This window comes from Pseudomonas sp. S150 (assembly GCF_004526365.1).
In the GTDB taxonomy this organism is placed as follows: domain Bacteria; phylum Pseudomonadota; class Gammaproteobacteria; order Pseudomonadales; family Pseudomonadaceae; genus Aquipseudomonas; species Aquipseudomonas putida_A.
Window position 1 is genome coordinate 405,497 of the sequence record NZ_CP038207.1, and the last position, 25,058, is coordinate 430,554.

Here is a 25,058-nt window from a genome sequence, read left to right on the forward strand (position 1 = left end):
GGTGTGTCAGGCGACGAGGATCAAGCGCCCGGAACGAAGTGCTTCTGCGCCGTGCCGCGGGCAATCAGGCGGGAGATGTAGTCGAGCTTCTGCGCATCCTGGTCGACGAAACGGAAAGTCAGTTGCAGCCAGTCGCTGTCGGCTTTCTGCTCGTGGGCAACGATGGCGTGCAGGTAGCCGTTGAGGCGGGCGATTTCGGCGTTGTCGCCCTGCTCCAGGTCGAGTACGGCGCTGTCGAGGATCTGCGGCAGGGTGTCGGTGCGTTTCACCACCAAAAGCGCTTCCTTGATGCTCAGGGCCTTGATCACGCATTGCTGGGTGCCACTTGGCAGGCGCAACTGGCCCTGGCCACGACCACCGACTGGCGCTTTCGAGGCAGCCGGTGCCTGCACCGGCGGGCTGTTAAGCAAACCGCGCGACGGCGCAGCAGCTGGCGTTGGCGCGACAACAGCCGGTTTGGCAAACGGATTGACCGCAGCAGCGGCCGCCGGCGCAGCACCGACCACGGCAGGCTTGCCGCCGGTCAATGCGCTCAGGGAATCGTTGCCGAACGCCGAGTTCATCTTGGTCGGCGCGCTGTTCATCAGGGTGTCGAGCTTGCCAACCTTGTTCAGCGCCTGCTTGACCTTGGTCAGCAGTTGTTCGTTGGTGAACGGCTTGCTGACGTAGCCGGAAACCCCGGCCTGGATCGCCTGCACCACGTTCTCTTTATCGCCACGGCTGGTGACCATGACGAACGGCATGGTCTTGAGATTGTCCTGCTCGCGGCACCAGGTCAGCAGCTCGAGGCCGGACATTTCCGGCATTTCCCAGTCGCACAGCACCAGGTCAAACGCTTCCCTGGCCAGCATGGCCTGGGCCTTTTTGCCGTTGACGGCGTCCTCGGTGCGGATCCCCGGGAAGTAATTACGCAGGCACTTTTTCACCAGGTCACGAATGAACGAAGCATCGTCCACGACCAACACACTGATCTTGCTCATCCAACACCCCTATAAAAATCCCGGCAAGCATACCGCTTTTACTGATGGCACATTGCCAACAATCTTCAGTCACGCCGGGACTTTTCGTTCGCGGGTGCTGCTTTTTAATTCGATTTCCTGATTCAGGCGCCCTAAACAAAAACGCCCGGCCAAAGGGCCGGGCGCTTTTCTCAGGCAATCTTACTTATCGTCAGCATTGCCCGGAACATTAGCGGTTTCGCCGCTTGTACCTTCAACTTCTTCTTTCATGCGTTTGAGGCCCAGGTGGCGCACATCGGTGCCGCGCACCAGGTAGATCACCAGTTCCGAGATGTTGCGCGCATGATCGCCGATGCGTTCCAGCGAACGCAGCACCCAGATGATGCTCAGAACCCGCGAGATAGAGCGCGGGTCTTCCATCATGTAGGTCGCCAGCTCGCGCAGGGCGGTCTTGTATTCGCGGTCGATGACCTTGTCGTATTGCGCCACCGACAGGGCCAGATCGGCGTCGAAGCGGGCAAACGCGTCCAGCGCATCGCGAACCATGTTGCGCACCTGATCGCCGATGTGCCGCACTTCGACGTAACCGCGCGGTGCTTCACCTTCTTCGCACAGCTGAATGGCGCGACGGGCGATCTTGGTCGCTTCGTCGCCGATGCGCTCCAGGTCGATCACCGACTTGGAGATGCTGATGATCAGCCGCAGGTCGGACGCCGCCGGCTGACGACGGGCGAGAATGCGCAGGCATTCTTCGTCGATGTTGCGTTCCATCTGATTGATCTGGTCGTCGATCTCGCGCACCTGCTGGGCCAGACCGGAATCGGCCTCGATCAGCGCGGTGACCGCGTCGTTGACCTGCTTCTCGACCAGCCCGCCCATGGCCAGGAGGTGGCTGCGCACTTCCTCAAGCTCGGCGTTGAACTGCGCGGAGATGTGGTGGGTAAGGCCTTCTTTACTAATCATGTTGGCGTCCTTGGAGCGTCCGGTAAGGTGCGGTGGGCCGCAGCGTCAATTCTGTGAATAACCGCAACTGTCAGCCATAACGACCGGTGATGTAGTCTTCGGTCTGTTTCTTCGCCGGATTGGTGAACAGGGTATCGGTGTCGCCGAATTCCACCAGTTTGCCCATGTACATGAACGCCGTGTAGTCGGAAACCCGCGCGGCCTGCTGCATGTTGTGGGTCACGATGACGATGGTGAACTTGGACTTCAGCTCGTAGATCAGCTCTTCGACTTTCAGGGTCGAGATCGGATCGAGGGCCGAGCACGGTTCGTCGAGCAGCAACACTTCCGGTTCAACGGCGATGGTGCGCGCGATCACCAGACGCTGCTGCTGACCACCGGACAGGCCGAGTGCCGAGTCGTGCAGACGGTCTTTGACTTCGTCCCACAGCGCCGCGCCTTTCAATGCCCACTCGACCGCTTCGTCGAGAATGCGCTTCTTGTTGATGCCCTGGATGCGCAGCCCGTAGACCACGTTTTCGTAGATGGTTTTGGGGAACGGGTTGGGCTTCTGGAACACCATGCCGACGCGGCGACGCAGCTCGGCGACGTCTTCACCTTTGCGGTAGATGTTGTTGCCGTACAGGTTGATCGCACCTTCGACACGGCAACCGTCAACCAGGTCGTTCATACGATTGAAGGTACGCAGCAGCGTGGACTTGCCGCAGCCGGATGGGCCGATAAACGCGGTCACGCGCTGTTTCGGGATGTTCATGCTGACGTCGAACAGCGCCTGCTTCTCGCCGTAGAACAGGCTCAGGCCCGGGACTTCGATGGCCACGGTTTCCTGCTCAAGGCTCAGGCTCTGCTTGTCGCGACCCAGGGCCGACATATTGATGCCGTGGGTATGTGTTTCGTGCTGCATGGGAGGCTCCCTGTGCTAACAAATTCGGTTCGGAACACTGCTTGTTGCAGCTTCCATCAATATTGCGGTGGCCGCGGATCAATGTGGGAGCGAGCTTGCTCGCGAAGGGGCCCTTAAGACCGCCAAAAGCTTCGCGAGCAAGCTCGCTCCCACAGGGTTCGCGCCGTCCTTAGCTATCCAGCGCTTTGTATTTTTCGCGCAGGTGGTTACGAATCCACACCGCCGACAGGTTCAACGTAGCGATCACCAGCACCAGCAGCAGCGCCGTGGCGTACACCAGTGGTCGTGCCGCTTCGACGTTCGGGCTCTGGAAGCCGACGTCATAGATGTGGAAGCCCAGGTGCATGATCTTCTGGTCCAGGTGCAGGTATGGGTAGTTGCCGTCCACCGGCAGCGACGGCGCCAGCTTCACCACACCCACCAGCATCAGCGGCGCCACTTCACCGGCGGCGCGGGCCACGGCGAGGATCATGCCGGTCATCATTGCCGGGCTGGCCATTGGCAGGACGATCTTCCACAGCGTTTCGGCCTTGGTCGCGCCCAGCGCCAGCGAGCCTTCACGGACGGTGCGCGGGATACGCGCCAGACCTTCCTCGGTCGCCACGATCACCACCGGCACCGCCAGCAGCGCCAGGGTCAGCGAGGCCCAGAGCAGACCCGGAGTACCAAACGTCGGCGCCGGCAGTGCTTCGGGGAAGAACAAACGGTCGACCGAACCACCCAGCACGTAGACGAAGAAGCCCAGACCGAATACGCCGTAGACGATCGCCGGAACGCCGGCGAGGTTGTTCACGGCGATGCGGATGATCCGGGTCAGGGCGTTCTGCTTGGCGTATTCACGCAGGTAGACCGCCGCCAGCACGCCGAACGGAGTCACGATCATCGCCATGATCAGGGTCATCATCACCGTGCCGAAAATCGCCGGGAAGATCCCGCCTTCGGTGTTCGCTTCACGCGGGTCATCCGAGAGGAATTCCCAGACCTTGCCGAAGTAGAACCCGATCTTGGTCATCGTGCCCATGGCATTCGGCTGATAGGCGTGAACCACTTTGCCCAGGCTGATTTCGATCTCTTTGCCGTTGGCATCGCGAGCAGTCAGCGCGTCGCGGTTGAACTGCGCATGCAGATCGCTCAGACGCGCTTCGATGTCCTGATAACGCGCGTTCAGCTCGGCACGCTCGGCGTCCATGTCCGCTTGCGCGGTGGCGTCGAGCCTGCCGTCGAGTTCCAGTTTGCGCCCGTGCAGACGGATGCGCTCGAGCCCTGCGTTGATCGCACCGATGTCGGTCTTTTCCAGCGATTTGAGTTGTGCAGCCAGGCCGTTCACACGGTTGATCCGCGCTTGCAGCTCAGGCCACGCCGCTTCACCTTCGGCGATCACCTTGCCGTCCTGTTTGACGTTGACCAGGTAGCCGTAGAAGTTGCCCCACTCGCGACGCTCGATCGCCATCAGTTCCGGCGGCGTGGTCTGCTTGGTCAGCCACTCGCCGACCACCCAGGTGAAGTCGTTGCCGTTCAGGTCACGGTTGCCGACCTTGATCAGCTCGCGGGTCATGAATTCCGGGCCCTGATCAGGCACCGGCAGGCCGGCGCTTTTCAGGCGGGCGCGCGGCACCTCTTCTTTCTGTACCACTTCGCCGATGACCAGATGATTGGCCTGGCCCGGTACGTCGTAGCTGGCGTGGATCAGGTCCGCCGGCCAGAAGTGACCCAGACCGCGCACGGCAATCACCGCCAGCAGGCCAATGGTCATGATGACCGCGATGGACACCGCGCCACCGCTGATCCAGACGCCCGGGGCGCCGCTCTTGAACCATCCATTCAGGGAGTTCTGTTTCACAGACTTCTACCTTTCTTAAAGCGACGAGTATTTCTTGCGCAGACGCTGACGAATCAGTTCTGCCAGGGTGTTCATGACGAAGGTGAACAACAGCAGCACCAGCGCCGAGAGGAACAGCACGCGGTAGTGGCTGCCGCCGACTTCCGACTCGGGCATTTCCACCGCGACGTTGGCGGCCAGGGTGCGCAGGCCTTCGAACAGGTTCATTTCCATGACCGGGGTGTTACCCGTGGCCATCAGCACGATCATGGTTTCGCCGACCGCACGGCCCATGCCGATCATCAGTGCGGAGAAGATGCCCCGGGCTGGCGGTGAGGATCACCACGCGGGTCATGGTCTGCCACGGCGTGGCACCGAGCGCCAGGGAACCGAGGGTCAGGCCACGCGGCACGCTGAACACGGCGTCTTCGGCGATCGAGTAGATGTTCGGGATCACCGCAAAACCCATCGCCAGACCGACTACCAGAGCGTTGCGCTGGTCGTAGGTGATGCCCAGGTCGTGGGAGATCCACATGCGCATGTCACCGCCGAAGAACCAGTTCTCCATGTACGGACTCATGTACAGCGACAGCCAAACCGACAAACAGGATCACCGGAATCAACAGCGCACTTTCCCAGCCATCCGGGACTTTCAGGCGGATCGACTCAGGCAGACGACTGAAGGTGAAGCCGGCGACCAGAATGCCGATCGGCAACAGCATCAGCAGGCTGAAGATGCCCGGCAGATGCCCTTCCACATACGGGGCGAGGAACAGACCGGCGAAGAAACCGAGGATTACCGTCGGCATCGCTTCCATCAGCTCGATCACCGGTTTGACCTTGCGGCGCATGCCCGGGGCCATGAAGTACGCGGTGTAGATCGCTGCGGCAACCGCCAGCGGCGCAGCCAGCAGCATGGCGTAGAACGCCGCCTTCAGGGTGCCGAAGGTCAGTGGCGACAGGCTCAGTTTCGGTTCGAAATCGGTGTTGGCGGCGGTCGATTGCCAGACGTATTTAGGTTCGTCGTAGTTCTCGTACCAGACCTTGCTCCACAACGCGCTCCACGACACTTCCGGGTGCGGGTTGTCGAGCAGCAGCGGTTGCAGCTTGCCGCCGGCCTCGACGATCACCCGGTTGGCGCGCGGCGACAGACCGAACAGGCCCTGGCCTTCGGCTACCGGCTCGACCAGCAGGGTGCGGTGCGCGGTGCTGTGGAACACGCCGAGCTTGCCGCTGGCATCGAGGGCAACGAAGCCCTTGCGACGCTCTTCGGCGGTAATTTCAACAATCGGCGTGGTGCCCATCTGGAAGGTACGGATCTGCTTCAGGCGCAGCTCGCCATCGGTATCGCGAGCCATGAACCACTGGGCCAGACCACCCTTGGAATCACCGATGATCAGCGAGATGCCGCCCACCAGTTGCGTGCTCGCGGTGACTTCGGCGTCAGCGTTTTCCAGCAGTTTATAGCGACCGTTGAGGCTCTTATCGCGCAGGCTGAACACGTCGGCCTGGGCACGCCCGTTGACCACGTACAGCCATTGCTGGCGCGGGTCGACGAAGATGTTTTTCACCGGTTCAGTCATCTGCGGCAGCTCGATACGCTTCTGCTCGTTGGTGACTTCGCCGGTCATCATGTTTTCTTCGCTGGTCAGCGCCAGCACATTGAGTTGCGAACCGGTAGAACCCACCAGCATCAGGGTCGAATCGGTGGCGTTGAGGCTGACGTGCTCCAGTGCCCCGCCGCCCTCGTTCACTGCGATCGGCGCTTCGCCGTACGGGTATTCGATGGCCGGGGTGATGGTTTTCTTGCCATCGGGGTAGCTGACTTTATAGGTGTGACGGAACACCAGCGCCTGGCCGTTGGACAGGCCCACGGCGACCAGCGGATGACCTGGCTGGTCTTCGCCAATGGAAGTTACGGTAGCGCCGGCAGGAACCGGCAGATCGACGCGCTTCAATTCAGCGCCACTGTCGATGTCGAAGAACAGCGCCTGGCCCTTGTCGGAAACGCGCATCGCCACCTGATTCTGCTCTTCGAGCGAAATCATCAGCGGCTTGCCGGCGTCCTGCATCCAGGCCGGGGTAATGGCATCTTTCGCGGTCAGGCTGGCACCCTGGAACAACGGTGCAACGACGTAGGCGAGGAAGAAGAAGATCAGGGTGATGGCTGCCAGCACCGCCAGACCGCCAACGAGGACGTACCAGCGGGTGAAGCGATCCTTGAGCGCGCGAATGCGGCGCTTGCGTTGCAGCTCAGGCGTATTGAAATCAATGCGCTTGGGAGGGGAAGTCGTAGTCATTGGGGAATTGGCCAGATCATTCATGCGCTCACCCTAGCGATCCTGTATGACAGAAAGATGACAGTGCAGTGACGCAGCAAATCCACCGCCAGCGGGACTGGCAGAGGATCGAAAATTTGAGGTGTGTAAAAGGCCGGTCTGCGGGCAGAGCCGGCCTTTTACCTGAGTCCGGTGGGGTTCACCTCGGACTCAGTTTGTTACTTTTTTGCGACTTCAGCGCCGCCTTCCTGCAGACCCAGGTCAGCCAGTGCTTTTGCAGCAACCTTGGCCGGCAGTGGGATGTAGCCGTCTTTCACCACAACTTCCTGGCCCTGTTTGGACAGAACCAGTTTCACGAACTCGGCTTCCAGCGGGGCCAGAGGCTTGTTCGGGGCCTTGTTCACGTAAACGTAGAGGAAGCGCGACAGCGGGTACTTGCCGTTCAGGGCGTTTTCTTCGGTGTCTTCGATGAAGTCAGTGCTGCCTTTCTTCGACAAAGCAACGGTCTTCACGCTGGCAGTCTTGTAGCCGATGCCCGAGTAACCGATGCCGTTCAGCGAGGAGCTGATCGACTGCACAACCGACGCCGAACCTGGTTGCTCGTTGACGTTAGGCTTGTAGTCGCCTTTGCACAGGGCTTCTTCCTTGAAGTAGCCGTAAGTGCCGGATACCGAGTTACGACCGAACAGTTGCACTGGCTTGTTGGCCAGGTCGCCGGTCACACCCAAGTCGCCCCAGGTTTTCACGTCGGCTTTGGCGCCGCACAGACGGGTGGACGAGAAGATCGCGTCAACCTGCTCCATGGTCAGGTGCTGGATCGGGTTGTCCTTGTGCACGAACACCGCCAGGGCGTCCACGGCCACCGGGATAGCGGTTGGCTTGTAGCCGTATTTCTGTTCGAAGGCCGCCAGTTCGGTGTCCTTCATCTTGCGGCTCATCGGGCCGAGGTTGGAGGTGCCTTCAGTCAGCGCAGGTGGCGCGGTGGCGGAGCCAGCGGCCTGAATCTGGATGTTTACGTTCGGGTATTCTTTCTTGTAGTTCTCAGCCCACAGGGTCATGAGGTTGGCCAGAGTGTCGGAACCAACGCTGGACAAGTTGCCCGATACACCGGTGACCTTGGTGTAAGCCGGAATTGCCGGGTCAACGCCAGCGGCTACCGCGTGGGCAGTCGCAACGCCAGCAGCGACAAAAGTCATTGCCGCCATCAAACGCTTCAGTTTCATGCCTTACTCCTAGCAGATAGGGTGTGTTAAGTCGGGGCCAAGTATCAGCAGGCCGTGTGAACACTCTATGGCTGAAATATGACAATTGGATGAAAGGCCAGTATCGGGGTTTTGCAGGATGATTCGAAGATCTCAGAGAACAACACAGAACTAATGTGGGAGCGGGCTTGCTCGCGAAGAGGCCGTGTCAGCCTATTCATATGCAGACTGACACAACGCATTCGCGAGCAAGCCCGCTCCCACAGGTGAAAATTTTCAGCGCCCCTTTTTCCAGAGCCACGCCCCCACCAGAATCCCCATCGTGCACAGCACCGCCACATAGTAAGCCGGGCCCATCGCACTCTCTTTAAGCAGCAGGCTGACCACCATCGGCGTCAGGCCACCGAAGATCGCGTACGCCACGTTGTACGAGAACGACAATCCGCTGAAGCGCACCACTGGCGGGAACGCCTTGACCATCACGTACGGCACCGCACCGATGGTGCCGACCAGCAGACCGGTCAGCGCATACAGCGGGAACAGCCAGTTCGGGTGATCGGCGAGGCTGTGATAGAAGGGCCAGGAGCTGATCAGTAAGCCCAGGGAACCGAAGACAAACACCCGGCCGGCGCCAAACCGATCCGCCAGGGCACCGGAGATGATGCAGCCAACGCTGAGGAACACGATCGCCAGACTGTTGGATTGCAGCGCCACCGTTGGCGAGAAGTGATAGACCGTCTGCAGCACGGTCGGGGTCATCAGGATCACCACGACAATCCCGGCGGACAGCAGCCAGGTCAGCAGCATCGAGACCGCAATCGCCCCGCGATGGTCACGCAGTACCGCACGCAGCGGTACTTCTTCGGCGAGCGCCTTGCGCAGTTGCAGCTCGGCGAACACCGGGGTTTCATGCAGCCAGCGGCGCAGGTACACCGAGAACAGACCGAACACGCCTCCGAGCAGGAACGGGATCCGCCAGGCGTAATCGGCGACTTCCCCCGGGGTATAAATGCTGTTGATCGCCGTGGCGACCAATGAGCCGAGCAGGATGCCGGCGGTCAGGCCGCTGGTCAGGGTGCCGCAGGCGTAGCCGATGTGCTTTTGCGGCACGTGTTCGGAAACGAAGACCCACGCCCCCGGCACTTCCCCGCCAATCGCCGCGCCCTGGATAACTCGCATCAACAACAGCAGGATCGGCGCCCACATACCGATCTGCGCGTAGGTCGGCAGCAGGCCCATGATCAGGGTCGGCACGGCCATCATGAAAATGCTCAGGGTGAACATCTTCTTGCGCCCCAGCAGGTCGCCGAAGTGCGCCATAACGATGCCGCCCAGCGGCCGCGCAAGGTAACCGGCGGCGAAAATACCGAAGGTCTGCATCAGGCGCAGCCACTCGGGCATGTCGGCCGGGAAGAACAGCTTGCCGACCACGGTGGCGAAGAACACGAAGATGATGAAATCGTAAAACTCCAGCGCACCGCCCAGGGCCGATAGCGACAGAGTCTTGTAGTCATTGCGGGTCAGGGGGCGTGCAGGTTGCTCGGGCTGCGCGAGGCTCGAAGGCGCTGTGGTCATGGCAAGGGCTTCTCTTATAGGCGGATCTACCGCCACAACAACGCTGGCTGTGGCTTGGGCAGGTTCGGCACCATAGCAAATTGTTCGAAAAAGCACATAGAGGCGCGTATTTGCCGGTCAAAATCAGAACCCGATGGTCGTCGCGGAGTCTACCGACCGATATACTCGCAACCTTGCTCCGGTTTGTAGGGGGTTGCTGTGCGAAAACGTCGTTGGCCCGACCTTTGAACGGGATCAGCCGGTTTCGCAGAGTTTCCCCTTTAGGCGCCTATGGAAAACGTGACGAACGCAGTATGTTCGGTGCTGAATCGTTTTTCCTGAAGACGGCTACCACCAGCAATACCAACGAAGAGTCACGGGTCAGAGGCACCCCCGGCATGATAGAGCTCGAACAAGAAGATCCGATCCCGCAAGGCGACCTGGCCTTGCAAATTACCGCACTCCCGCGCGAAACCAACGGCTTTGGCGATATTTTCGGCGGCTGGCTGGTGGCGCAGATGGATCTGGCGGGTACCGCAATGGCCAGCCGCGTGGCCGGTGGTCGCGTAGCCACTGTCGCCATCGACCGCATGGCCTTCCTGGTGCCGGTCGCGGTGGGCGCGCAATTGTCCTTTTATACCCAGACCCTGGAAATCGGCCGCAGCTCGATCCAGATGATGGTCGAAGTGTGGAGCGACGATCCGCTGTCCAGCGAGTGGCGTAAAGTGACCGAGGCGGTATTCGTCTTCGTCGCCATCGACGGCAGCGGTCGCACCCGCTCAGTGCCACCGCGCGCGCGTTAAACATCGCCGCGGTTTTGCGGTCGATAGTCGTCCCAAGTGTCTGATCGAGAGTTGCCCCATGAACACGCCCAACGTTGAAGCGGTGAAACTGGATGAACTGAACTGCTGGCGCATCCGCCACGGTCAGGCCGAAGTGCTGGTGGCCCAGCAAGGCGCGCACATCCTCAGTTATCAAATCGACGGCCAGCCGCCGATCATCTGGCTCAACGACAAGGCTGTGTTCAAGACCGGCAAGAGCATCCGTGCCGGTGTGCCGGTGTGCTGGCCGTGGTTCGGCAAGTTCGAACGCAACCCGCAGAGCGTGCAGGCCATGTATACCGGTGAGCAACCGGCACCCGCGCACGGTCTGGTGCGGGCGATGGATTGGGAGCTGGGCGGCATCGAATCAGAGGCTGACGGCGTCAAGGTTGAATTCAGGCTGCCCTACCCCGAAGGTGGCCTGCCGGGCTGGCCGTATCAGGTCGATCTGACCCTGACCCTGCATCTGAATGATCAGTTGCACATCAGCCTGACCAGCCACAACCGAGGTGTAGAAACCGTCAGCATCAGCCAGGCGCTGCACCCTTATTTCGCGGTCAGTGATGTGCGTAACGTGCACGTCGAGGGTGTTGAAGGGCTGAATTACATCGAGACTCTGGACAACTGGAACACCCACCGCCAGCAAGGCGAACTGCGCTTTACCGGGGAAACCGACCGCATCTACCTCGACGCGCCAGCGCAACTGAGCATCGTCGATCCGACCTGGGAACGACGCATCGTACTGAGCGCCAGCGGCTCACGCACGGCAGTGATCTGGAACCCGTGGATCGACCGCGCGGCAGCACTGGCCGACATGGACAACGATGGCTGGCAGCGCATGCTGTGCATCGAGACGGCGAATGTGATGGATGATGTGGTCACGCTGGGCTCGGGTGCGAGCCATACCATGGGCGTCAGCATCGGCAGCAAACCGCTCTGACCAACACCGCAATATCGATGTGGGTGAAAGCCTTTGTGGTGAGGGGATTTATCCCCGATGGCCTGCGGAGCAGGCCCCTGCCCCTGATTCAAAGCGGGGGTCGCTTCGCAACCCATCGGGGATAAATCCCCTCGCTACAATTGTTCAGATGTTAGAGATCAGACTCCTGCACCACCCGCACTTTGTCAGCTTCCAGCGCATACGCCGCATCGGCCAGGTCATTGCTGACCTTCTCGATCTTCAGCGTGCCGGTTACCCACAGCGGCGTGTAGATATCGTCCAGCTTCAAACCTTTGGGATAACGCACCAGCACCAGTTGATTCGGTGGTGGCGGTGGCACGTGGATGCAGGCGCCAGGGTACGGCACGAGGAAGAACAGCGTGCTGCGGCCCTTGGCGTCGGATTCCAGCGGCACCGGGTAGCCGCCGATGCGGATGTGCTTGTCGTTCATCGACGCCACGGTCTTGGTCGAATACATCACCGCCGGCAAGCCTTTAGCCTGTTTCATCCCGCCCTTCTCGGTGAAGGTGCCGGTGGCTTCCGGGGAGTTGTGGTCGATTTCGGGCATGGCCTCGAGGGCTTTCTGGTCCGACTTGGGCATCAGTTCCAGCCAGTCGGTTTCCGGCAGTTCGCCGGCGTGGGCCAGACCGCTGCCCAGCAAAAGAAGAGTCAACAGAAGACGGCGCATGGAGGTGCTCGGTAAAAGATGCTCGGATAAAGGAAGGACGTTGAATCGCCGAGCATTCTAGCCCTCCCTGCCACGCTGGCAGAGAGGACTTGGTCGCTTGGATCAGTTCTTTTTGATCAGGCCGTAGATCACCAGCAGCACGATCGCGCCGACCAGTGCACCGATGAAGCCTGCGCCCTGACCTGCCTGATAGATACCCAGGGCCTGGCCGCCGTAAGTGGCCGCCAGCGAACCGCCGATACCGAGCAGGATGGTCATGATCCAGCCCATGCTGTCATCGCCCGGTTTGAGGAAGCGTGCCAGCAGGCCGACGATCAAGCCGATAAAGATGGTTCCGATAATTCCCATGGCATTTCCCTCTGATTTGGTAGATATGCCAAAGCCTAGTCAGACTTTGGCATCCTGCCATGAGAGAACGGCGGCTCCCGAAGGTTCCGCCGTTGCCACATGAAACTGTTTACTCGGCGATAAGCGCTTCGACCTTGACGATCTGTGCTTGCAGCGTGGCCATGTCGGCGCAGCGCAGGTTGGCATGACCGACCTTGCGCCCGGCCTTGAAGGCTTTGCCGTAGTGGTGCAGATGGCAATCTTCGATGGCGATGACTTTCTCTACCGGCGGAACCACACCAATGAAGTTGAGCATGGCGCTCTCGCCCACCTTGGCGGTCGAACCCAGCGGCAGGCCGGCAACGGCGCGCAGGTGGTTTTCGAACTGGCTGCACTCGGCGCCTTCGGTGGTCCAGTGCCCGGAGTTGTGCACGCGCGGGGCGATCTCGTTGGCCTTGAGGCCACCGTCGACTTCAAAGAACTCGAACGCCATCACGCCGACGTAATCCAGCTGCTTGAGCACACGGCTCGAGTAGTCTTCGGCCAACGCCTGCAGCGGGTGATCGGTGCTGGCCACCGACAGCTTGAGGATGCCGCTGTCGTGGGTGTTGTGTACCAGCGGATAGAACTTGGTTTCACCATCGCGGGCACGCACGGCGATCAGCGAAACTTCGCCGGTGAACGGCACGAAGCCTTCCAGCAGGCAGGCAACGCTGCCCAGCTCGGCGAACGTACCGACCACGTCTTCCGGCTTGCGCAGGACTTTCTGGCCCTTGCCGTCGTAACCCAGGGTGCGGGTTTTCAGTACGGCCGGCAGACCGATCGAAGCCACGGCGGCGTCCAGATCGGCTTGCGATTGAATGTCGGCGAAGGCCGGGGTCGGGATGCCCAGCTCCTTGAACATGCTCTTCTCGAACCAGCGGTCGCGAGCGATGCGCAGGGCTTCGGCGCTCGGATAGACCGGGACGAATTGCGAGAGAAACGCCACGGTTTCGGCCGGGACGCTTTCGAACTCGAAGGTCACCAGGTCGACTTCATCGGCCAGTTGGCGCAGGTGATCCTGATCGCCGTAATCGGCCCGCAGGTGTTCGCCCAGTGCTGCGGCGCAAGCGTCCGGCGCTGGGTCGAGGAAAGCGAAGTTCATGCCCAGCGGAGTGCCCGCCAGCGCCAACATGCGGCCCAACTGGCCGCCACCGATTACACCGATCTTCATCTCAACAACCTCAGGCAATACGTGGGTCTGGATTGTCCAGGACGCTGTCTGTCTGCTCGGCACGGAAGGTTTTCAGTACCGCGTGGAACTGTGGATGCTTGGCACCAAGGATGCTCGCCGAGAGCAGCGCGGCGTTGATCGCGCCGGCCTTGCCGATGGCCAGGGTGGCAACCGGAATGCCCGCCGGCATCTGCACGATCGACAGCAGCGAATCGACACCCGAGAGCATCGACGACTGCACCGGAACGCCCAGTACCGGCAGGTGGGTCTTGGCCGCACACATGCCTGGCAGGTGGGCTGCGCCACCGGCACCGGCGATGATCACCTCGATGCCGCGGCCCTCAGCCTCTTCGGCGTACTGGAACAGCAGATCCGGGGTGCGGTGGGCAGAGACCACCTTGACCTCGTACGGGATGCCGAGCTTTTCCAGCATATCGGCGGTGTGGCTAAGGGTGGACCAATCGGACTTGGAGCCCATGATCACGCCAACCAGTGCACTCATCGTCGCGCCTCTTCTCTCTGGGCGCCCGCAGGCGCGTCAAAAACAACAAGCCACGCAGGATTGCGTGGCTTGATTGTACGAAAAATGGCCGGACGTACCGGCCGAAGGCCGCGCAGTATACCGCAAAGAAAGCAATAAACAGCCCCCGAAACGACCATCTGTCAAATCAGCCAAAGGCCCGGTTTTATTGACTTGAAGGTCAGCGACAGAACACCGCAAATCCGCCCTGTGGGAGCGGGCTTGCTCGCGAAGGCGTCAGGTCAGATACATGAATGTCGACTGACACACCGTATTCGCGAGCAAGCCCGCTCCCACAATTGGATCTGCGATGGCTCAGGAAGCCTGTGCAGCGCCGCCTTCAAGCTTGCGCCACAGCAACCGCACGTTGGCCTTGCGCACCAGTGCGCAGCGATACAGGCGAATCTCCAGCGGCACGTGCCATTGCGGGCCGCCGCAGACAACAAGTTCGCCACGGGCCAGCTCTGCGCGCACACTCAACTGCGGCACCCAGGCGATGCCGAGCCCCTCCAGGGCCATGCTCTTGAGGCTGTCGGCCATGGCGGTTTCATAGATGGTGGTGAAACGCAGCTGACGCTGGCGCAACAAACCATTCACCGAACGCCCGAGAAACGCCCCGGCGCTGTACGCCAACAGCGGCACACTGGCCTCGCCTTCCAGATCGAACAGCGGTTTGCCATCGGCATCGGCTGCGCACACCGGGAGCATTTCAGTCTGGCCCAAGTGCAACGACGGGAAAATTTCCGGGTCCATCTGCATCGCCGCGTCCGGGTCGTAGAACGCCAGCATCAGGTCGCAGCCACCCTCGCGCAGCGCGTGCACCGCGTCGCCGACGTTGGTCGCCACCAATCGCGTCGCTATGTTCAGCCCTTCGTTGCGCAGTTGCGCAATCCAGCGCGGAAAGAAGCCCAGTGCCAGCGAGTGCGCCGCCGCGACCTGGATCACTTCGCCCTGCCCGCCTTCGAGGTGATGCAGATGACGCAGCACTTCACCGAGCTGTTCGACCACGGTGCGCGCGGTCACCAGAAACAGCTGCCCGGCCGCCGTCAGCTCGATCGGCGTGCGCGAGCGGTTGACCAGTGTCAGCCCAAGCGCCGCTTCGAGGCTGCGGATCCGCCGACTGAACGCCGGCTGGGTCACGAAGCGTCGTTCGGCCGCCTGCGAGAAGCTGCGGGTGGCGGCCAGAGCACTGAAGTCCTCGAGCCATTTGCTTTCCAGATTCATCACGCCCTCCCGGGAACGCACCAAAACAGGTCACACGTCTGCCGCGCAGGCGGCGTCACACGGGCATTATGCCGAATGTGCATAGGCCAGTGTTTAACAGCATTGGCCCAAAAAATCCCACAAGCCTAGCATTCGCAGCGTTCCGGCACAGACCGGGTCCATATCGAGATGATTTCTATCATGTCCTCCGCTGCATCTTTCCGCACAGAAAACGACCTGCTTGGCGCCCTCGAAGTACCGGCTCAAGCGTATTACGGCATCCAGACCCTGCGAGCGGTGAACAACTTCCGTCTCTCCGGCGTTCCGATTTCGCATTACCCGAAACTGGTTGTCGGTCTGGCGATGGTCAAACAGGCCGCCGCTGACGCCAACCGTGAGTTGGGTCATCTGAGCGAAGCCAAGCACGCTGCCATCAGCGAAGCCTGTGCCCGATTGATCCGCGGTGATTTCCACGAAGAGTTCGTGGTCGACATGATTCAAGGTGGCGCCGGTACGTCCACCAACATGAACGCCAACGAAGTGATCGCCAACATTGCGCTCGAAGCAATGGGTCACCAGAAAGGCGAGTACCAGTACCTGCACCCGAACGACGACGTCAACATGGCGCAGTCGACCAACGACGCCTACCCGACCGCGATCCGTCTGGGTCTGCTGCTGGGTCACGACGCGCTGCTGGCCAGCCTCGACAGCCTGATTCAGGCCTTCGCGGCCAAGGGTGAAGAATTCAACCACGTGCTGAAGATGGGTCGTACCCAGCTGCAAGACGCCGTGCCGATGACTTTGGGTCAAGAGTTCCGTGCCTTCGCCACCACCATGGGCGAAGACCTGGCCCGTCTGAAGACGCTGGCCCCGGAACTGCTGACTGAAGTGAACCTGGGCGGCACCGCGATCGGCACCGGCATCAACGCCGACCCGCGCTATCAAGCGCTGGCCGTACAACGCCTGGCACTGATCAGCGGTCAGCCGCTGGTGCCAGCGGCCGACCTGATCGAAGCCACCTCCGACATGGGCGCCTTCGTGCTGTTCTCCGGCATGCTCAAGCGCACCGCGGTCAAGCTGTCGAAGATCTGCAACGACCTGCGCCTGCTGTCCAGCGGCCCACGCACCGGCATCAACGAGATCAACCTGCCGGCGCGTCAGCCAGGCAGCTCGATCATGCCCGGCAAGGTCAACCCGGTGATTCCGGAAGCCGTTAACCAGGTGGCCTTCCAGGTCATCGGTAACGATCTGGCGCTGACCATGGCAGCCGAAGGCGGCCAACTGCAGCTGAACGTGATGGAGCCACTGATCGCGTTCAAGATCCTCGACTCGATCCGTCTGCTGCAACGCGCCATGGACATGCTGCGCGAGCACTGCATCGTCGGCATCACCGCCAACGAAGCCCGCTGCCGCGAACTGGTCGAACACTCGATCGGTCTGGTCACCGCGCTGAACCCGTACATCGGCTACAAAAACGCCACCCGCATCGCCCGTATCGCCCTTGAAAGCGGCCGCGGCGTGCTGGAACTGGTGCGCGAAGAAGGCCTGCTCGACGAAGCCATGCTCGCTGACATCCTGCGCCCGGAAAACATGATTGCCCCGCGTCTGGTTCCGCTCAAAGCCTGAGCCGACGCGTTACTTGTAGCACCGCTCACCAGGTCGAGGGACTAGACACCTCTCACCTTTTGAGGGCTTGGGGATCAGTCCCCAAGCCCTTTTTTTTAACTTTCTGATCCTGAGACCCGTATGTCTGGGGATTGCTCAATGTAGAGGTGAGCCCTTGTGGTGAGGGGATTCATCCCCGATGGGTCGCGAAGCGGCCCCAAAACCTGCAATCGCGATGTAACAAGTACACCGCATGCAATGATTTGCGACTGCTCCGCAGTCGATCGGGGATGAATCCCCTCGCTACAGGGTTTGCATCAACAGGAATGCAGTTCCCGCACAAGCCCGACGCCGGTAACGTCGGGTGTTTCAAAGCTTCGTTTCGTCGCTTGCACCACGAGCGTGCAGACGGGCGCCGCACTGATCGGTATAGTGCCGCCCCTCTTCGCGTGAGCGGTCGTCGGTAACGAGGCCATAACCCATGCGAAACCCGAACTAATAACAAACCCGCGAAATGGATCCGGGACGAAACCTTCGCCTCACCTGTCGTGCCGCGCGCAAACCGGTGTAACGCGATGTTTCTGAACATCCAGCATTTGCTTAAACAAAAAACAGCGAGGAAAAATCCATGCTCGAAGTCATCAACGACTTCCTCTCAGGGAAAGTACTGATCGTGCTCATTGTCGGGCTCGGTAGCTACTTCACGATTCGCTCGCGTTTCGTTCAATTGCGCCACTTCTTGCACATGTTCGCGGTGTTCCGCGACAGCCTGAAAAGCAGCGGCGGGCAACTCAGCTCGTTCCAGGCCCTGATGCTCAGCCTTGCCGGCCGCGTCGGTGCAGGCAACATCGCCGGTGTCGGCATCGCCGTGACCCTCGGTGGTCCGGGTGCGGTGTTCTGGATGTGGGTGACCGCACTGGTTGGCATGTCCAGCAGCTTCTTCGAGTGCACCCTGGCGCAGGTCTACAAGCGCGCCGATGGCGACGGTCTGTACCGTGGCGGCCCGGCCTACTACATCCAGCACGGCCTGAAGTTGAAAGGCATGGCAGTGGTGTTCTCGGTCCTGCTGCTGGTCACCTACGGCTTCGCCTTTATCGGCCTGCAGTCCTACACCGTGACCCACTCGCTGCAAAACGCCTTTGCCTTCGACCCAAGCCACACCGGGATCGTCCTGGCGGTGCTGCTGGCCATCACCTTCATCGGCGGCATCAAGCGCATCGCTGCAGTGTCCGACCTGCTGGTACCGGTCAAGACCCTAGCCTATATCGGCGTGACCCTGTACGTGATCGGCACCCAGATCGAACACGTGCCAGCGATGCTGGAAACCATCTTCAAGAGCGCCTTCGGTCTCGACCCGGCCTTCGGTGGCCTGCTCGGCAGCGCCATCGTCATGGGCGTGAAGCGTGGCGTGTTCGCCAACGAAGCGGGCCTGGGCAGTGCGCCGAACGTCGCCGCCGTGGCCTCGGTGAAACACCCGGGCGCCCAGGGCGTGGTTCAGGCCTTCAGCGTGTTCCTCGACACCTTCGTGATCTGCACCTGCACCGCGCTGCTGATCCTGTTGTCGGGCTTCTACACCCCGGGCTTCGAAGGTGACGGCATCGTCCTGACCCAGAACTCGCTGGCCGCCGTGGTGGGTGACTGGGGCCGCATCTTCGTCAGCGTCGCGCTGTCGCTGTTCGTCTTCACCTGCATCCTCTACAACTACTACCTGGGCGAAAACAGCCTGCAGTTCCTCAGCCGCAACCGCGCGTTGCTGATGGTTTTCCGCGGTCTGGTCCTGGCGCTGGTGGTATGGGGTTCGATGCAGGATCTGTCGACCGTGTTCGCCTTCGCCGACATCACCATGACCTGCCTGGCCTTCGTCAACCTGATGGCCCTGGCCATGCTGTTCAAGGTCGGCATGCGCGTGATGCGCGACTACGACGAACAGCGCCGCGCCGGCATCAAGCAGCCCGTGTTCGACTCCAGCAAATTTGCCGATCTGGATCTGGACCTGAAGGCCTGGCCGACCGAGGCGCCAGCCGCCGGCAAGACCGCAGTCGAGCCACAAGGCGTGCCTGCAGCGCAACGCTGACAGGTGAATGACGGGCGCATCCCCTGCGCCCGTCAGTTATTGTGATGCAATACCTGTAGGAGTGAGCCTGCTCGCGATAGCTGTCTTTCAGCCAACATTAATGTTGAATGATGAACCGCTATCGCGAGCAGGCTCACTCCTACAATGTCATCTCTTGTGGAGACCCTCAGATGATTGCCAACACCTTCCCCGCCGCCCAACACGTCATGGTGCTCTACACCGGTGGCACCATCGGCATGCAGGCCAGTGCCAACGGTCTGGCCCCGGCGTCCGGTTTCGAAGCCCGCATGCGCGAGTACCTGCACAGCCAGCCCGAACTGGTGGTGCCGCAATGGCGCTTCCGGGAAATGTCGCCGCTGATCGACAGCGCCAACATGACCCCGGCCTACTGGCAGCAACTGCGCGAAGCGGTGGTCGATGCGGTGGACGTGCAAGGCTGCGACAGCGTACTGATCCTGCATGGCACCGACACCCTGGCCTACAGCGCTGCGGCGATGAGTTTCCAGTTGCTCGGCCTGCATGCCCGGGTGTGTTTCACCGGCTCGATGCTACCGGCCGGCGTCACCGACAGCGATGCCTGGGAAAACCTCGGTGGCGCGCTGGTTGCTTTGGGCCAGGGTCTGGCGCCGGGCGTGCACCTGTACTTCCACGGCGAGCTGCTGGCGCCGACCCGTTGCGCGAAAGTGCGCAGCTTCGGCCGGCATCCGTTCAAGCGCCTGGAGCGTCAGGGCGGCGGGGTGAAAGCGCCGTCGATTCCGGCCGCACTGAACTACAACCAGCCGAAACAACTGGCCAAGGTTGCTGTGCTGCCACTGTTCCCCGGCATCGGCGCCGAGGTGGTTGATGGCCTGCTGGCCAGCGGTATCAAAGGTCTGGTGCTGGAGTGCTACGGCAGCGGCACCGGACCGAGCGACAATCCCGAGTTCCTTGCCAGCCTCGGCCGCGCACGGGACAACGGTGTGGTGGTGGTTGCGGTCACGCAGTGCCATGAAGGCGGGGTCGAGCTGGATGTGTATGAAGCCGGCAGCCGTTTGCGCGGCGTTGGCGTGTTGTCCGGTGGCGGCATGACCCGAGAAGCGGCGTTCGGCAAGCTGCACGGCTTGCTCGGTGCGGGTCTGGACAACGCCGAAGTGCGGCGTCTGATCGAACTCGACCTGTGTGGCGAATTGCGCTGAGCCTGGTCCGGCGCCGGCGATAGTCCGACGCCCTACATATCTACCACCCACGCTGCATCGTGCCTCCCTAGCATGGAGCGATCCCGAGACTTGTCCTCGGGATCGCCTCCATCACCAGAACGCAGGGACGCACGATGAGTTCAGCAACCACAAGCTCCACCCGGCAGACGGCTGCCGGCACAAATCCCACCGAAGCCCTGATCACCCAATTGAGTGTCGGCCCCGACTTGCGCGACGTGGCCGCCGTGCTGTTGCGCGAACATTTGCGCAAGCTGTACCCCACGCTTGATCTGGAGCCGAGCATTACCATGATCGGCACGCCGCAATGGTCCATCGTCGACGAACAGATCGTTGCCGGAAATCCGACCTACCAGGCCTTGACCGAAATCCTCGCCGCCCAGGTCGTGCAGGGCACGCCGACGCTGTATATCGAAGGTGAACACTTTCTGACGCAACAACCGATCAGCGATCCGGCCGTCCACCTGCCGGTACGGATCGACGAAATCGCCAGCCTGCTCAACCTGCTGGCACCGGTCATGCTCACGGCGTTTCAGGAGCAACAGCTGGCGTACTGGAACAACGCCGACGACAGCAACGGCCCGCGTTGGCATACATTGTCGAACACCCTGCGCGAGATCTGGAACGTCAATCAGGTACAAGGCTGGAGCGAGAGTGACTGCGCAATGGCCCGCGCGCTGTATCGCACTGCCGGTCTGGCCGGCAGGAAAATCGATGACCAGAACAGCGCCTGCCTGATCGCCATTGATCTGATCGATGGCACAACCGTAAAGCATCTGAACGAAGTATCGATGGCCGTGCTGATCGGCACACAACAGGGAAAGACGGTCATCCTCGCCCATTCACTGCTCAAGGGTTATCAGAAGTTCGACTCTCTTGATGACCTGGGCAAATCCTTGCCTGCGCACGTGGGCAATCTTCAGCCGTACCAGCAGTTGAACTGGCGATTGCTGGAACCCTCGGGCAGCATCTTCGATTATCAGGCGTGTGCACTGGTCTCGATTCAGATCGATGTGATCGGCGCGCTGGATTTTTCTCCTGCCACACCTGCCCCGCTCGACAAGCCATTGTCCACGGCCACCCCCGAAGTCGACGCCACGGCGAAAAAGCCCGGCCCGCCATTGAGCTGGTTTCAGAATGCCTTGCCTGACTGGCTCATTGCTGCATCACTGCCGGATCTGAACAACTATTCCCGGCACTTGAAGGATCTGGCTGCACTGCATAACCAGAACACCGGCAAGTCCTATCTGGATGGCATCCTGCCAATCAGCGAATACGCGCTGAGCGAAATGAACGCCTTGCATGCCGAGACCCTTCGCGCGCACGCCGATGCGCAGCGTACCGATCTTGAAACAGCTCTGGAGTCGATCCAGTTGCGGGTCAAAAGTCCGGTGATCTGGGGCACCTTTACTGTTCCGGGAAAAATCGAGACTTACAATTTCAGCGTCACCGATCTGGCCTTGCAGAATCTGATTGCAGTGCCGGTAGGCAACAAGACCCTGCACTCCACCCGTGGCAAGCCATTGCCGACATGGCTGACCGTAAGCTATCTGGAAGACCTGGTAACCCGCGCGGATATCGGTACGACCTACCCGGCGCTGATCAAGCGTCAGTTGGTCGACACCACGCCAGCTTCCGCCGGGAGACAGGCACTGTTCACTCAACACTTGCGCATCCAGTTGCCGCTGCTGGCCCTGCAATCGAAAATTCGCGGCAAGGCCGGTATCGACGCACGCGGTTACCGCTATGTCGTCGCGGTGCTGGATCCCGACAGCAACCATCGCATGGTCGAGGACCAGACCATCGTCATGCGGCCTCTGGCTTTCGTACCTCAACGCAGAACAGACGGCAGCCATGACGAAGTCGCCAACATGTTCGTGATCGGTCCTGAGGACCCGAGCGCCGGGCCGTGCCTGCTGTATCGACCGATGCTCGACCAGCCGTTGACCCAATACCCTTCCCCCAGCAACTTGCTGTACGCCATCCAGCAATCCGCCAGTCTGCGTGACTCGGTGCTCGCCTGGCTCCCGGACCGCGTGCGCAGCGACTACGCCAACTATGTGTTTCCAGGCACGTTGCCCTCCCCCTGGGCCGTCACCGAGTTTCTGGTGGATGCGGAAAAAATGAGGGTCATGAGTGGGCCGATCAGCCTCGGTAGAAAGACCGTGGAGGGCGATCTGCCAGGCGCTCTGTACAAAGCCAACGCGTCGGCGCTGGTCGAGCTGGCCGACCGCCAGTCGGTGTCAAATGCGGAAAGTCGCTGGGCCAGTTTCAAACAGGCCGGATGGACCCTGTTCAATGCCGTCTTGCCGTTCCTCGGACGCACGGTGGGTGTCGCGACGTGGATCTGGCAGGTGATGGAGCAACTGCAAGCCCTGAAGGAAGCCCGGGAGCAGGATGACTCTTCCGCGCAATGGTCAGCGTTCACCGAGGTGTTGCTCAATTTGGGGATGGCGATCACGTTGCACATCGCAGGTCGCTCCCGACCACGGCTGGCCCATGAGACAGCGGCACGCGAAACACCGAAAAACCCTGACCCCACGACCACTGAAATCACCGTGCAACAACTGGAAAAAAGTGCTCCCCATGAAACCGCTGACCTGCAGCAAACCCTGAATATCAGCGGCGCCGCGAATCGCACGCCCGCAAGTCTGGGCACCGTGCTGTCCCACTTCAAAATCCTTCGCCCGCAACGTCTGGGTAGCGCCAACACCACGCCAGGGCTCTATCGCAATCTCTACAGCTACAACAGCAAATGGTACGCCCCGGTGGGCCATGACTGGTTCGAGGTCGCGGTGGACGAAAACGGTACCGTCATGATCATCGATCCGCAGGATCCAACCCGTACCGGCCCAGCCTTGATCGGCAATCTGCGTGGCGATTGGTTCGTCGATACCCGACTGCGTCTGCGCGGTGGCGGCTCGGCCGGCCTGACACAGCTGGCTGAAGCACAACGCCGCATCGAAGCGGAAAAACTGCGCACCCGCCTGACCGCCTTCGAAAGCCGTAAGGCGGCAGCGCAAGGCGAGCTGGAACAGGTCCGCCAGGCAATGAACGCTGCCACCGCTCAGACCGCTGCGGCCCACCGCCAGCTCTTTCTACAGTCTCTGGACAGGCAACGCGTCGCTTATGCCCAGGCGTTGAGCGATCTCAAGGCGTTGCATGTATTCTCGCCAACGGCTGACTACCAACAGAGATCCCTGAGCTACCTGAAGGCGCAGCTCGAACTCATCCATGCAGGGATTCGCGAAGCGCTGACCCTGTTCACGCCGACATTGCGCAGCGTACTCAATCATCTCGAAGAACAGGCTGAACAGCCCCAGAACCGGCATATTGCCGAAACGCGGCAGATGCTTGAGCTCAATCTGGACATGATCACGCGTCTGGAGCAGATCCAGGCACAATTGGTGCAACTCAAAGAGTTCGAGAGAGACGGCTTGCGCTTGATTCAACTGACCCGCAAGGCACTCCCGGCGTACTCGATCGAGGATCTCAAGGCACTGCAGGTGACACTGGCGCGCAATGTCTGCCTGCCCGAACACTCGGTAGCGACCGCCGCGGATGCCTGGCTCAGTCTCGACCAGATTGTCGATACCGCCGATATCGCCGTTCAAGCGCTGCGCGACACCCTTGAGGAGCGCAGCGTTTCCCGGCTCGACGAACGCATCGACTGCCTCAACGATCTGATCGAACAATTCAACGTACTCGACGAGCGCCTGGCAGACTTCAAGTCCGCGTTCGCTGACAGTGTGCAAGAGGCACCGCTGACAAACCTTCGCCAACAGCTCGAGCAATTCAACCGCAGCGCCCGCCACAACCTGGTGCTGTTGCTCGAAGAGCGCGACACCCTGCGCAGCCGCCCGGCGCTCCCCGTGCAACCGCCAAGGCCGAAAAAGAAGTTCATCCGCACCCGCTACAACGGCGTGCTGATCGGCGAGCCGCGCCTGACGGCACAGGGCCTGGAAACCGACCTGGTCGACATCAAGTCACCGCTCACGGACAAGGTCATCTCGACCTTTCATCAAAAAACTCCCGGGGTGTGGGTCGAACGTATCAGCACTGCCTTGCCGACGCCGACGCCAGCGCTCGAAACCAGCCTGAACAAGGGGCAGGACCTGCTCGACGGCCTGCCGGCGTTCACCCTGCGCATGAACGAACTCATGAAGCAGGCCGGACGCTCGGCGGTCGGTATCGAGTACCTGTTTCACCAGCACGCCCTGCAACTGGAACACGTCAGCGCGGCCATTGAACAGGCCCTGACCGACAGCAACGCCACGGACAGCAGCCAGCGCTCGGCTGCGGTGCTGAACAAGGCGCTGAGCGATGCCGTCGACAGCCTATATCAGCAGGCCAAAACCGCCATGTCGATGATGACCAGGGCACAATCACCCACACCATCAGGTGTCGCCTGGCTTCAGACCAATGACAGCATCCGTATTGCAAAAACTGTCAGTCGACGCCGCCTCAAGGGCGGCAAGGCGCTCTACCTGGACGAATACAGCATCACTGACCAGACCACGCGCAAGGTGCTGTGGTACGCGCATTTTCTGTACTCCACCTCATGGGTGCCGGACAAGGCCTTCCTCTCTGCACGTTTGAAAACCCCCGCGGAGCGGCAACTGGGATCCGATGCCGACAGCACTCGCGGGTTGAGCCGGGCCGAACGGCTGGCGTACTACCGCAGCATGATCGGCGTGGAGCAGGCCCGACAGCTGTTTTTCAGCGCGAGCTAAGGCATACGCTGATGACCGTGCACGACGTCGCCCCTGCCTGTGGGCGTCGTGCACGGCACGC

At 61.1% G+C, this 25,058-nt stretch carries 17 protein-coding genes and 1 pseudogene; 6 read left to right on the forward strand and 12 right to left on the reverse strand.

The genetic code is table 11. From position 1 onward, the window contains the following. Positions 1-20: 20 nt before the first annotated feature. The 7 genes and pseudogenes from E3Z29_RS01995 to E3Z29_RS02025 form a co-directional block, all read right to left on the reverse strand. Positions 21-980 carry a response regulator gene (locus tag E3Z29_RS01995; RefSeq protein ID WP_027610371.1) on the reverse strand — a complete coding sequence of 320 codons (960 nt, stop codon included), beginning with the start codon at positions 978-980 and terminating at the stop codon, positions 21-23. A 180-nt stretch (positions 981-1,160) separates the two neighbouring features. Then, the gene (gene phoU, locus E3Z29_RS02000; RefSeq protein WP_003229617.1) at positions 1,161-1,922 is read right to left on the reverse strand and encodes a phosphate signaling complex protein PhoU; all 762 of its coding nucleotides are present in this window, start codon (positions 1,920-1,922) and stop codon (positions 1,161-1,163) included. 70 nt (positions 1,923-1,992) lie between these two features. Next, positions 1,993-2,826 (reverse strand): phosphate ABC transporter ATP-binding protein PstB, encoded by an 834-nt coding sequence (pstB, locus tag E3Z29_RS02005; RefSeq protein ID WP_007962289.1) that lies wholly within the window; start codon positions 2,824-2,826, stop codon positions 1,993-1,995. A gap of 169 nt (positions 2,827-2,995) precedes the next feature. Beyond that, positions 2,996-4,666, reverse strand: a complete 1,671-nt coding sequence (pstA, locus tag E3Z29_RS02010) for a phosphate ABC transporter permease PstA (protein ID WP_098966323.1) — start codon at positions 4,664-4,666, stop codon at positions 2,996-2,998. Positions 4,667-4,681: 15 nt separating this feature from the next. Then, positions 4,682-6,717: pseudogene (locus tag E3Z29_RS02015) on the reverse strand (ABC transporter permease subunit). 425 nt (positions 6,718-7,142) lie between these two features. After that, entirely contained in the window at positions 7,143-8,147 is a 1,005-nt protein-coding gene (locus tag E3Z29_RS02020) for a phosphate ABC transporter substrate-binding protein PstS (RefSeq protein WP_086792482.1), read from the reverse strand. A gap of 255 nt (positions 8,148-8,402) precedes the next feature. Then, entirely contained in the window at positions 8,403-9,701 is a 1,299-nt protein-coding gene (locus E3Z29_RS02025; protein WP_134785018.1) for an MFS transporter, read from the reverse strand. Positions 9,702-10,078: 377 nt separating this feature from the next. Here E3Z29_RS02025 and E3Z29_RS02030 point away from each other — a divergent pair, with 377 nt between their 5' ends. Further along, on the forward strand, positions 10,079-10,483 hold the full coding sequence (locus tag E3Z29_RS02030; RefSeq protein WP_003229628.1) for an acyl-CoA thioesterase: 405 nt from the start codon (positions 10,079-10,081) through the stop codon (positions 10,481-10,483). A gap of 58 nt (positions 10,484-10,541) precedes the next feature. Further along, positions 10,542-11,441, forward strand: coding sequence for a D-hexose-6-phosphate mutarotase (locus E3Z29_RS02035; RefSeq protein WP_134785019.1), 900 nt, complete (start codon positions 10,542-10,544; stop codon positions 11,439-11,441). Between the two features lie 151 nt (positions 11,442-11,592). On the opposite strand, the gene E3Z29_RS02040 is transcribed toward E3Z29_RS02035, so the two are convergent. The 5 genes from E3Z29_RS02040 to E3Z29_RS02060 all read right to left on the reverse strand — a co-directional run bounded on the left by E3Z29_RS02040 (position 11,593) and on the right by E3Z29_RS02060 (position 15,413). After that, positions 11,593-12,129, reverse strand: a complete 537-nt coding sequence (locus tag E3Z29_RS02040; RefSeq protein WP_027610367.1) for a DUF3299 domain-containing protein — start codon at positions 12,127-12,129, stop codon at positions 11,593-11,595. A gap of 102 nt (positions 12,130-12,231) precedes the next feature. Next, a complete protein-coding gene (locus E3Z29_RS02045) occupies positions 12,232-12,477 on the reverse strand; it encodes a GlsB/YeaQ/YmgE family stress response membrane protein (protein WP_003229635.1) in 246 nt (81 codons plus the stop codon). Positions 12,478-12,586: 109 nt separating this feature from the next. After that, positions 12,587-13,669, reverse strand: a complete 1,083-nt coding sequence (locus tag E3Z29_RS02050) for a 5-(carboxyamino)imidazole ribonucleotide synthase (protein WP_027610366.1) — start codon at positions 13,667-13,669, stop codon at positions 12,587-12,589. Positions 13,670-13,679: 10 nt separating this feature from the next. Then, on the reverse strand, positions 13,680-14,171 hold the full coding sequence (gene purE / locus E3Z29_RS02055) for a 5-(carboxyamino)imidazole ribonucleotide mutase (protein WP_003229641.1): 492 nt from the start codon (positions 14,169-14,171) through the stop codon (positions 13,680-13,682). Between the two features lie 333 nt (positions 14,172-14,504). After that, positions 14,505-15,413 carry a LysR substrate-binding domain-containing protein gene (locus tag E3Z29_RS02060; protein ID WP_096795416.1) on the reverse strand — a complete coding sequence of 303 codons (909 nt, stop codon included), beginning with the start codon at positions 15,411-15,413 and terminating at the stop codon, positions 14,505-14,507. 180 nt (positions 15,414-15,593) lie between these two features. Here E3Z29_RS02060 and aspA point away from each other — a divergent pair, with 180 nt between their 5' ends. The 4 genes from aspA (at position 15,594) to E3Z29_RS02080 (ending at position 24,997) form a co-directional block, all read left to right on the forward strand. Then, positions 15,594-17,018 (forward strand): aspartate ammonia-lyase, encoded by a 1,425-nt coding sequence (gene aspA / locus E3Z29_RS02065; protein ID WP_003229645.1) that lies wholly within the window; start codon positions 15,594-15,596, stop codon positions 17,016-17,018. 607 nt (positions 17,019-17,625) lie between these two features. Then, a complete protein-coding gene (locus tag E3Z29_RS02070) occupies positions 17,626-19,071 on the forward strand; it encodes a sodium:alanine symporter family protein (RefSeq protein WP_134785020.1) in 1,446 nt (481 codons plus the stop codon). 170 nt (positions 19,072-19,241) lie between these two features. After that, complete coding sequence (locus E3Z29_RS02075) at positions 19,242-20,246, forward strand: asparaginase (RefSeq protein WP_134785021.1); 1,005 nt, start codon at positions 19,242-19,244, stop codon at positions 20,244-20,246. A 134-nt stretch (positions 20,247-20,380) separates the two neighbouring features. Beyond that, positions 20,381-24,997 carry a hypothetical protein gene (locus tag E3Z29_RS02080; RefSeq protein WP_098966336.1) on the forward strand — a complete coding sequence of 1,539 codons (4,617 nt, stop codon included), beginning with the start codon at positions 20,381-20,383 and terminating at the stop codon, positions 24,995-24,997. Positions 24,998-25,058: the final 61 nt, after the last annotated feature.

Excerpts from the sequence above, each read along its gene's own strand:
- E3Z29_RS02030 (WP_003229628.1), top strand. The coding sequence starts at position 10,079 with ATGATAGAGCTCGAACAAGAAGATCCGATCCCGCAAGGCGACCTGGCC.
- E3Z29_RS02045 (WP_003229635.1), bottom strand. The coding sequence starts at position 12,477 with ATGGGAATTATCGGAACCATCTTTATCGGCTTGATCGTCGGCCTGCTG.
- E3Z29_RS02020 (WP_086792482.1), bottom strand. The coding sequence starts at position 8,147 with ATGAAACTGAAGCGTTTGATGGCGGCAATGACTTTTGTCGCTGCTGGC.
- E3Z29_RS01995 (WP_027610371.1), bottom strand. The coding sequence starts at position 980 with ATGAGCAAGATCAGTGTGTTGGTCGTGGACGATGCTTCGTTCATTCGT.
- E3Z29_RS02060 (WP_096795416.1), bottom strand. The coding sequence starts at position 15,413 with ATGAATCTGGAAAGCAAATGGCTCGAGGACTTCAGTGCTCTGGCCGCC.
- E3Z29_RS02040 (WP_027610367.1), bottom strand. The coding sequence starts at position 12,129 with ATGCGCCGTCTTCTGTTGACTCTTCTTTTGCTGGGCAGCGGTCTGGCC.
- pstB (WP_007962289.1), bottom strand. The coding sequence starts at position 2,826 with ATGCAGCACGAAACACATACCCACGGCATCAATATGTCGGCCCTGGGT.
- phoU (WP_003229617.1), bottom strand. The coding sequence starts at position 1,922 with ATGATTAGTAAAGAAGGCCTTACCCACCACATCTCCGCGCAGTTCAAC.
- aspA (WP_003229645.1), top strand. The coding sequence starts at position 15,594 with ATGTCCTCCGCTGCATCTTTCCGCACAGAAAACGACCTGCTTGGCGCC.
- E3Z29_RS02075 (WP_134785021.1), top strand. The coding sequence starts at position 19,242 with ATGATTGCCAACACCTTCCCCGCCGCCCAACACGTCATGGTGCTCTAC.
- E3Z29_RS02025 (WP_134785018.1), bottom strand. The coding sequence starts at position 9,701 with ATGACCACAGCGCCTTCGAGCCTCGCGCAGCCCGAGCAACCTGCACGC.
- E3Z29_RS02080 (WP_098966336.1), top strand. The coding sequence starts at position 20,381 with ATGAGTTCAGCAACCACAAGCTCCACCCGGCAGACGGCTGCCGGCACA.
- purE (WP_003229641.1), bottom strand. The coding sequence starts at position 14,171 with ATGAGTGCACTGGTTGGCGTGATCATGGGCTCCAAGTCCGATTGGTCC.
- E3Z29_RS02070 (WP_134785020.1), top strand. The coding sequence starts at position 17,626 with ATGCTCGAAGTCATCAACGACTTCCTCTCAGGGAAAGTACTGATCGTG.
- E3Z29_RS02050 (WP_027610366.1), bottom strand. The coding sequence starts at position 13,669 with ATGAAGATCGGTGTAATCGGTGGCGGCCAGTTGGGCCGCATGTTGGCG.
- E3Z29_RS02035 (WP_134785019.1), top strand. The coding sequence starts at position 10,542 with ATGAACACGCCCAACGTTGAAGCGGTGAAACTGGATGAACTGAACTGC.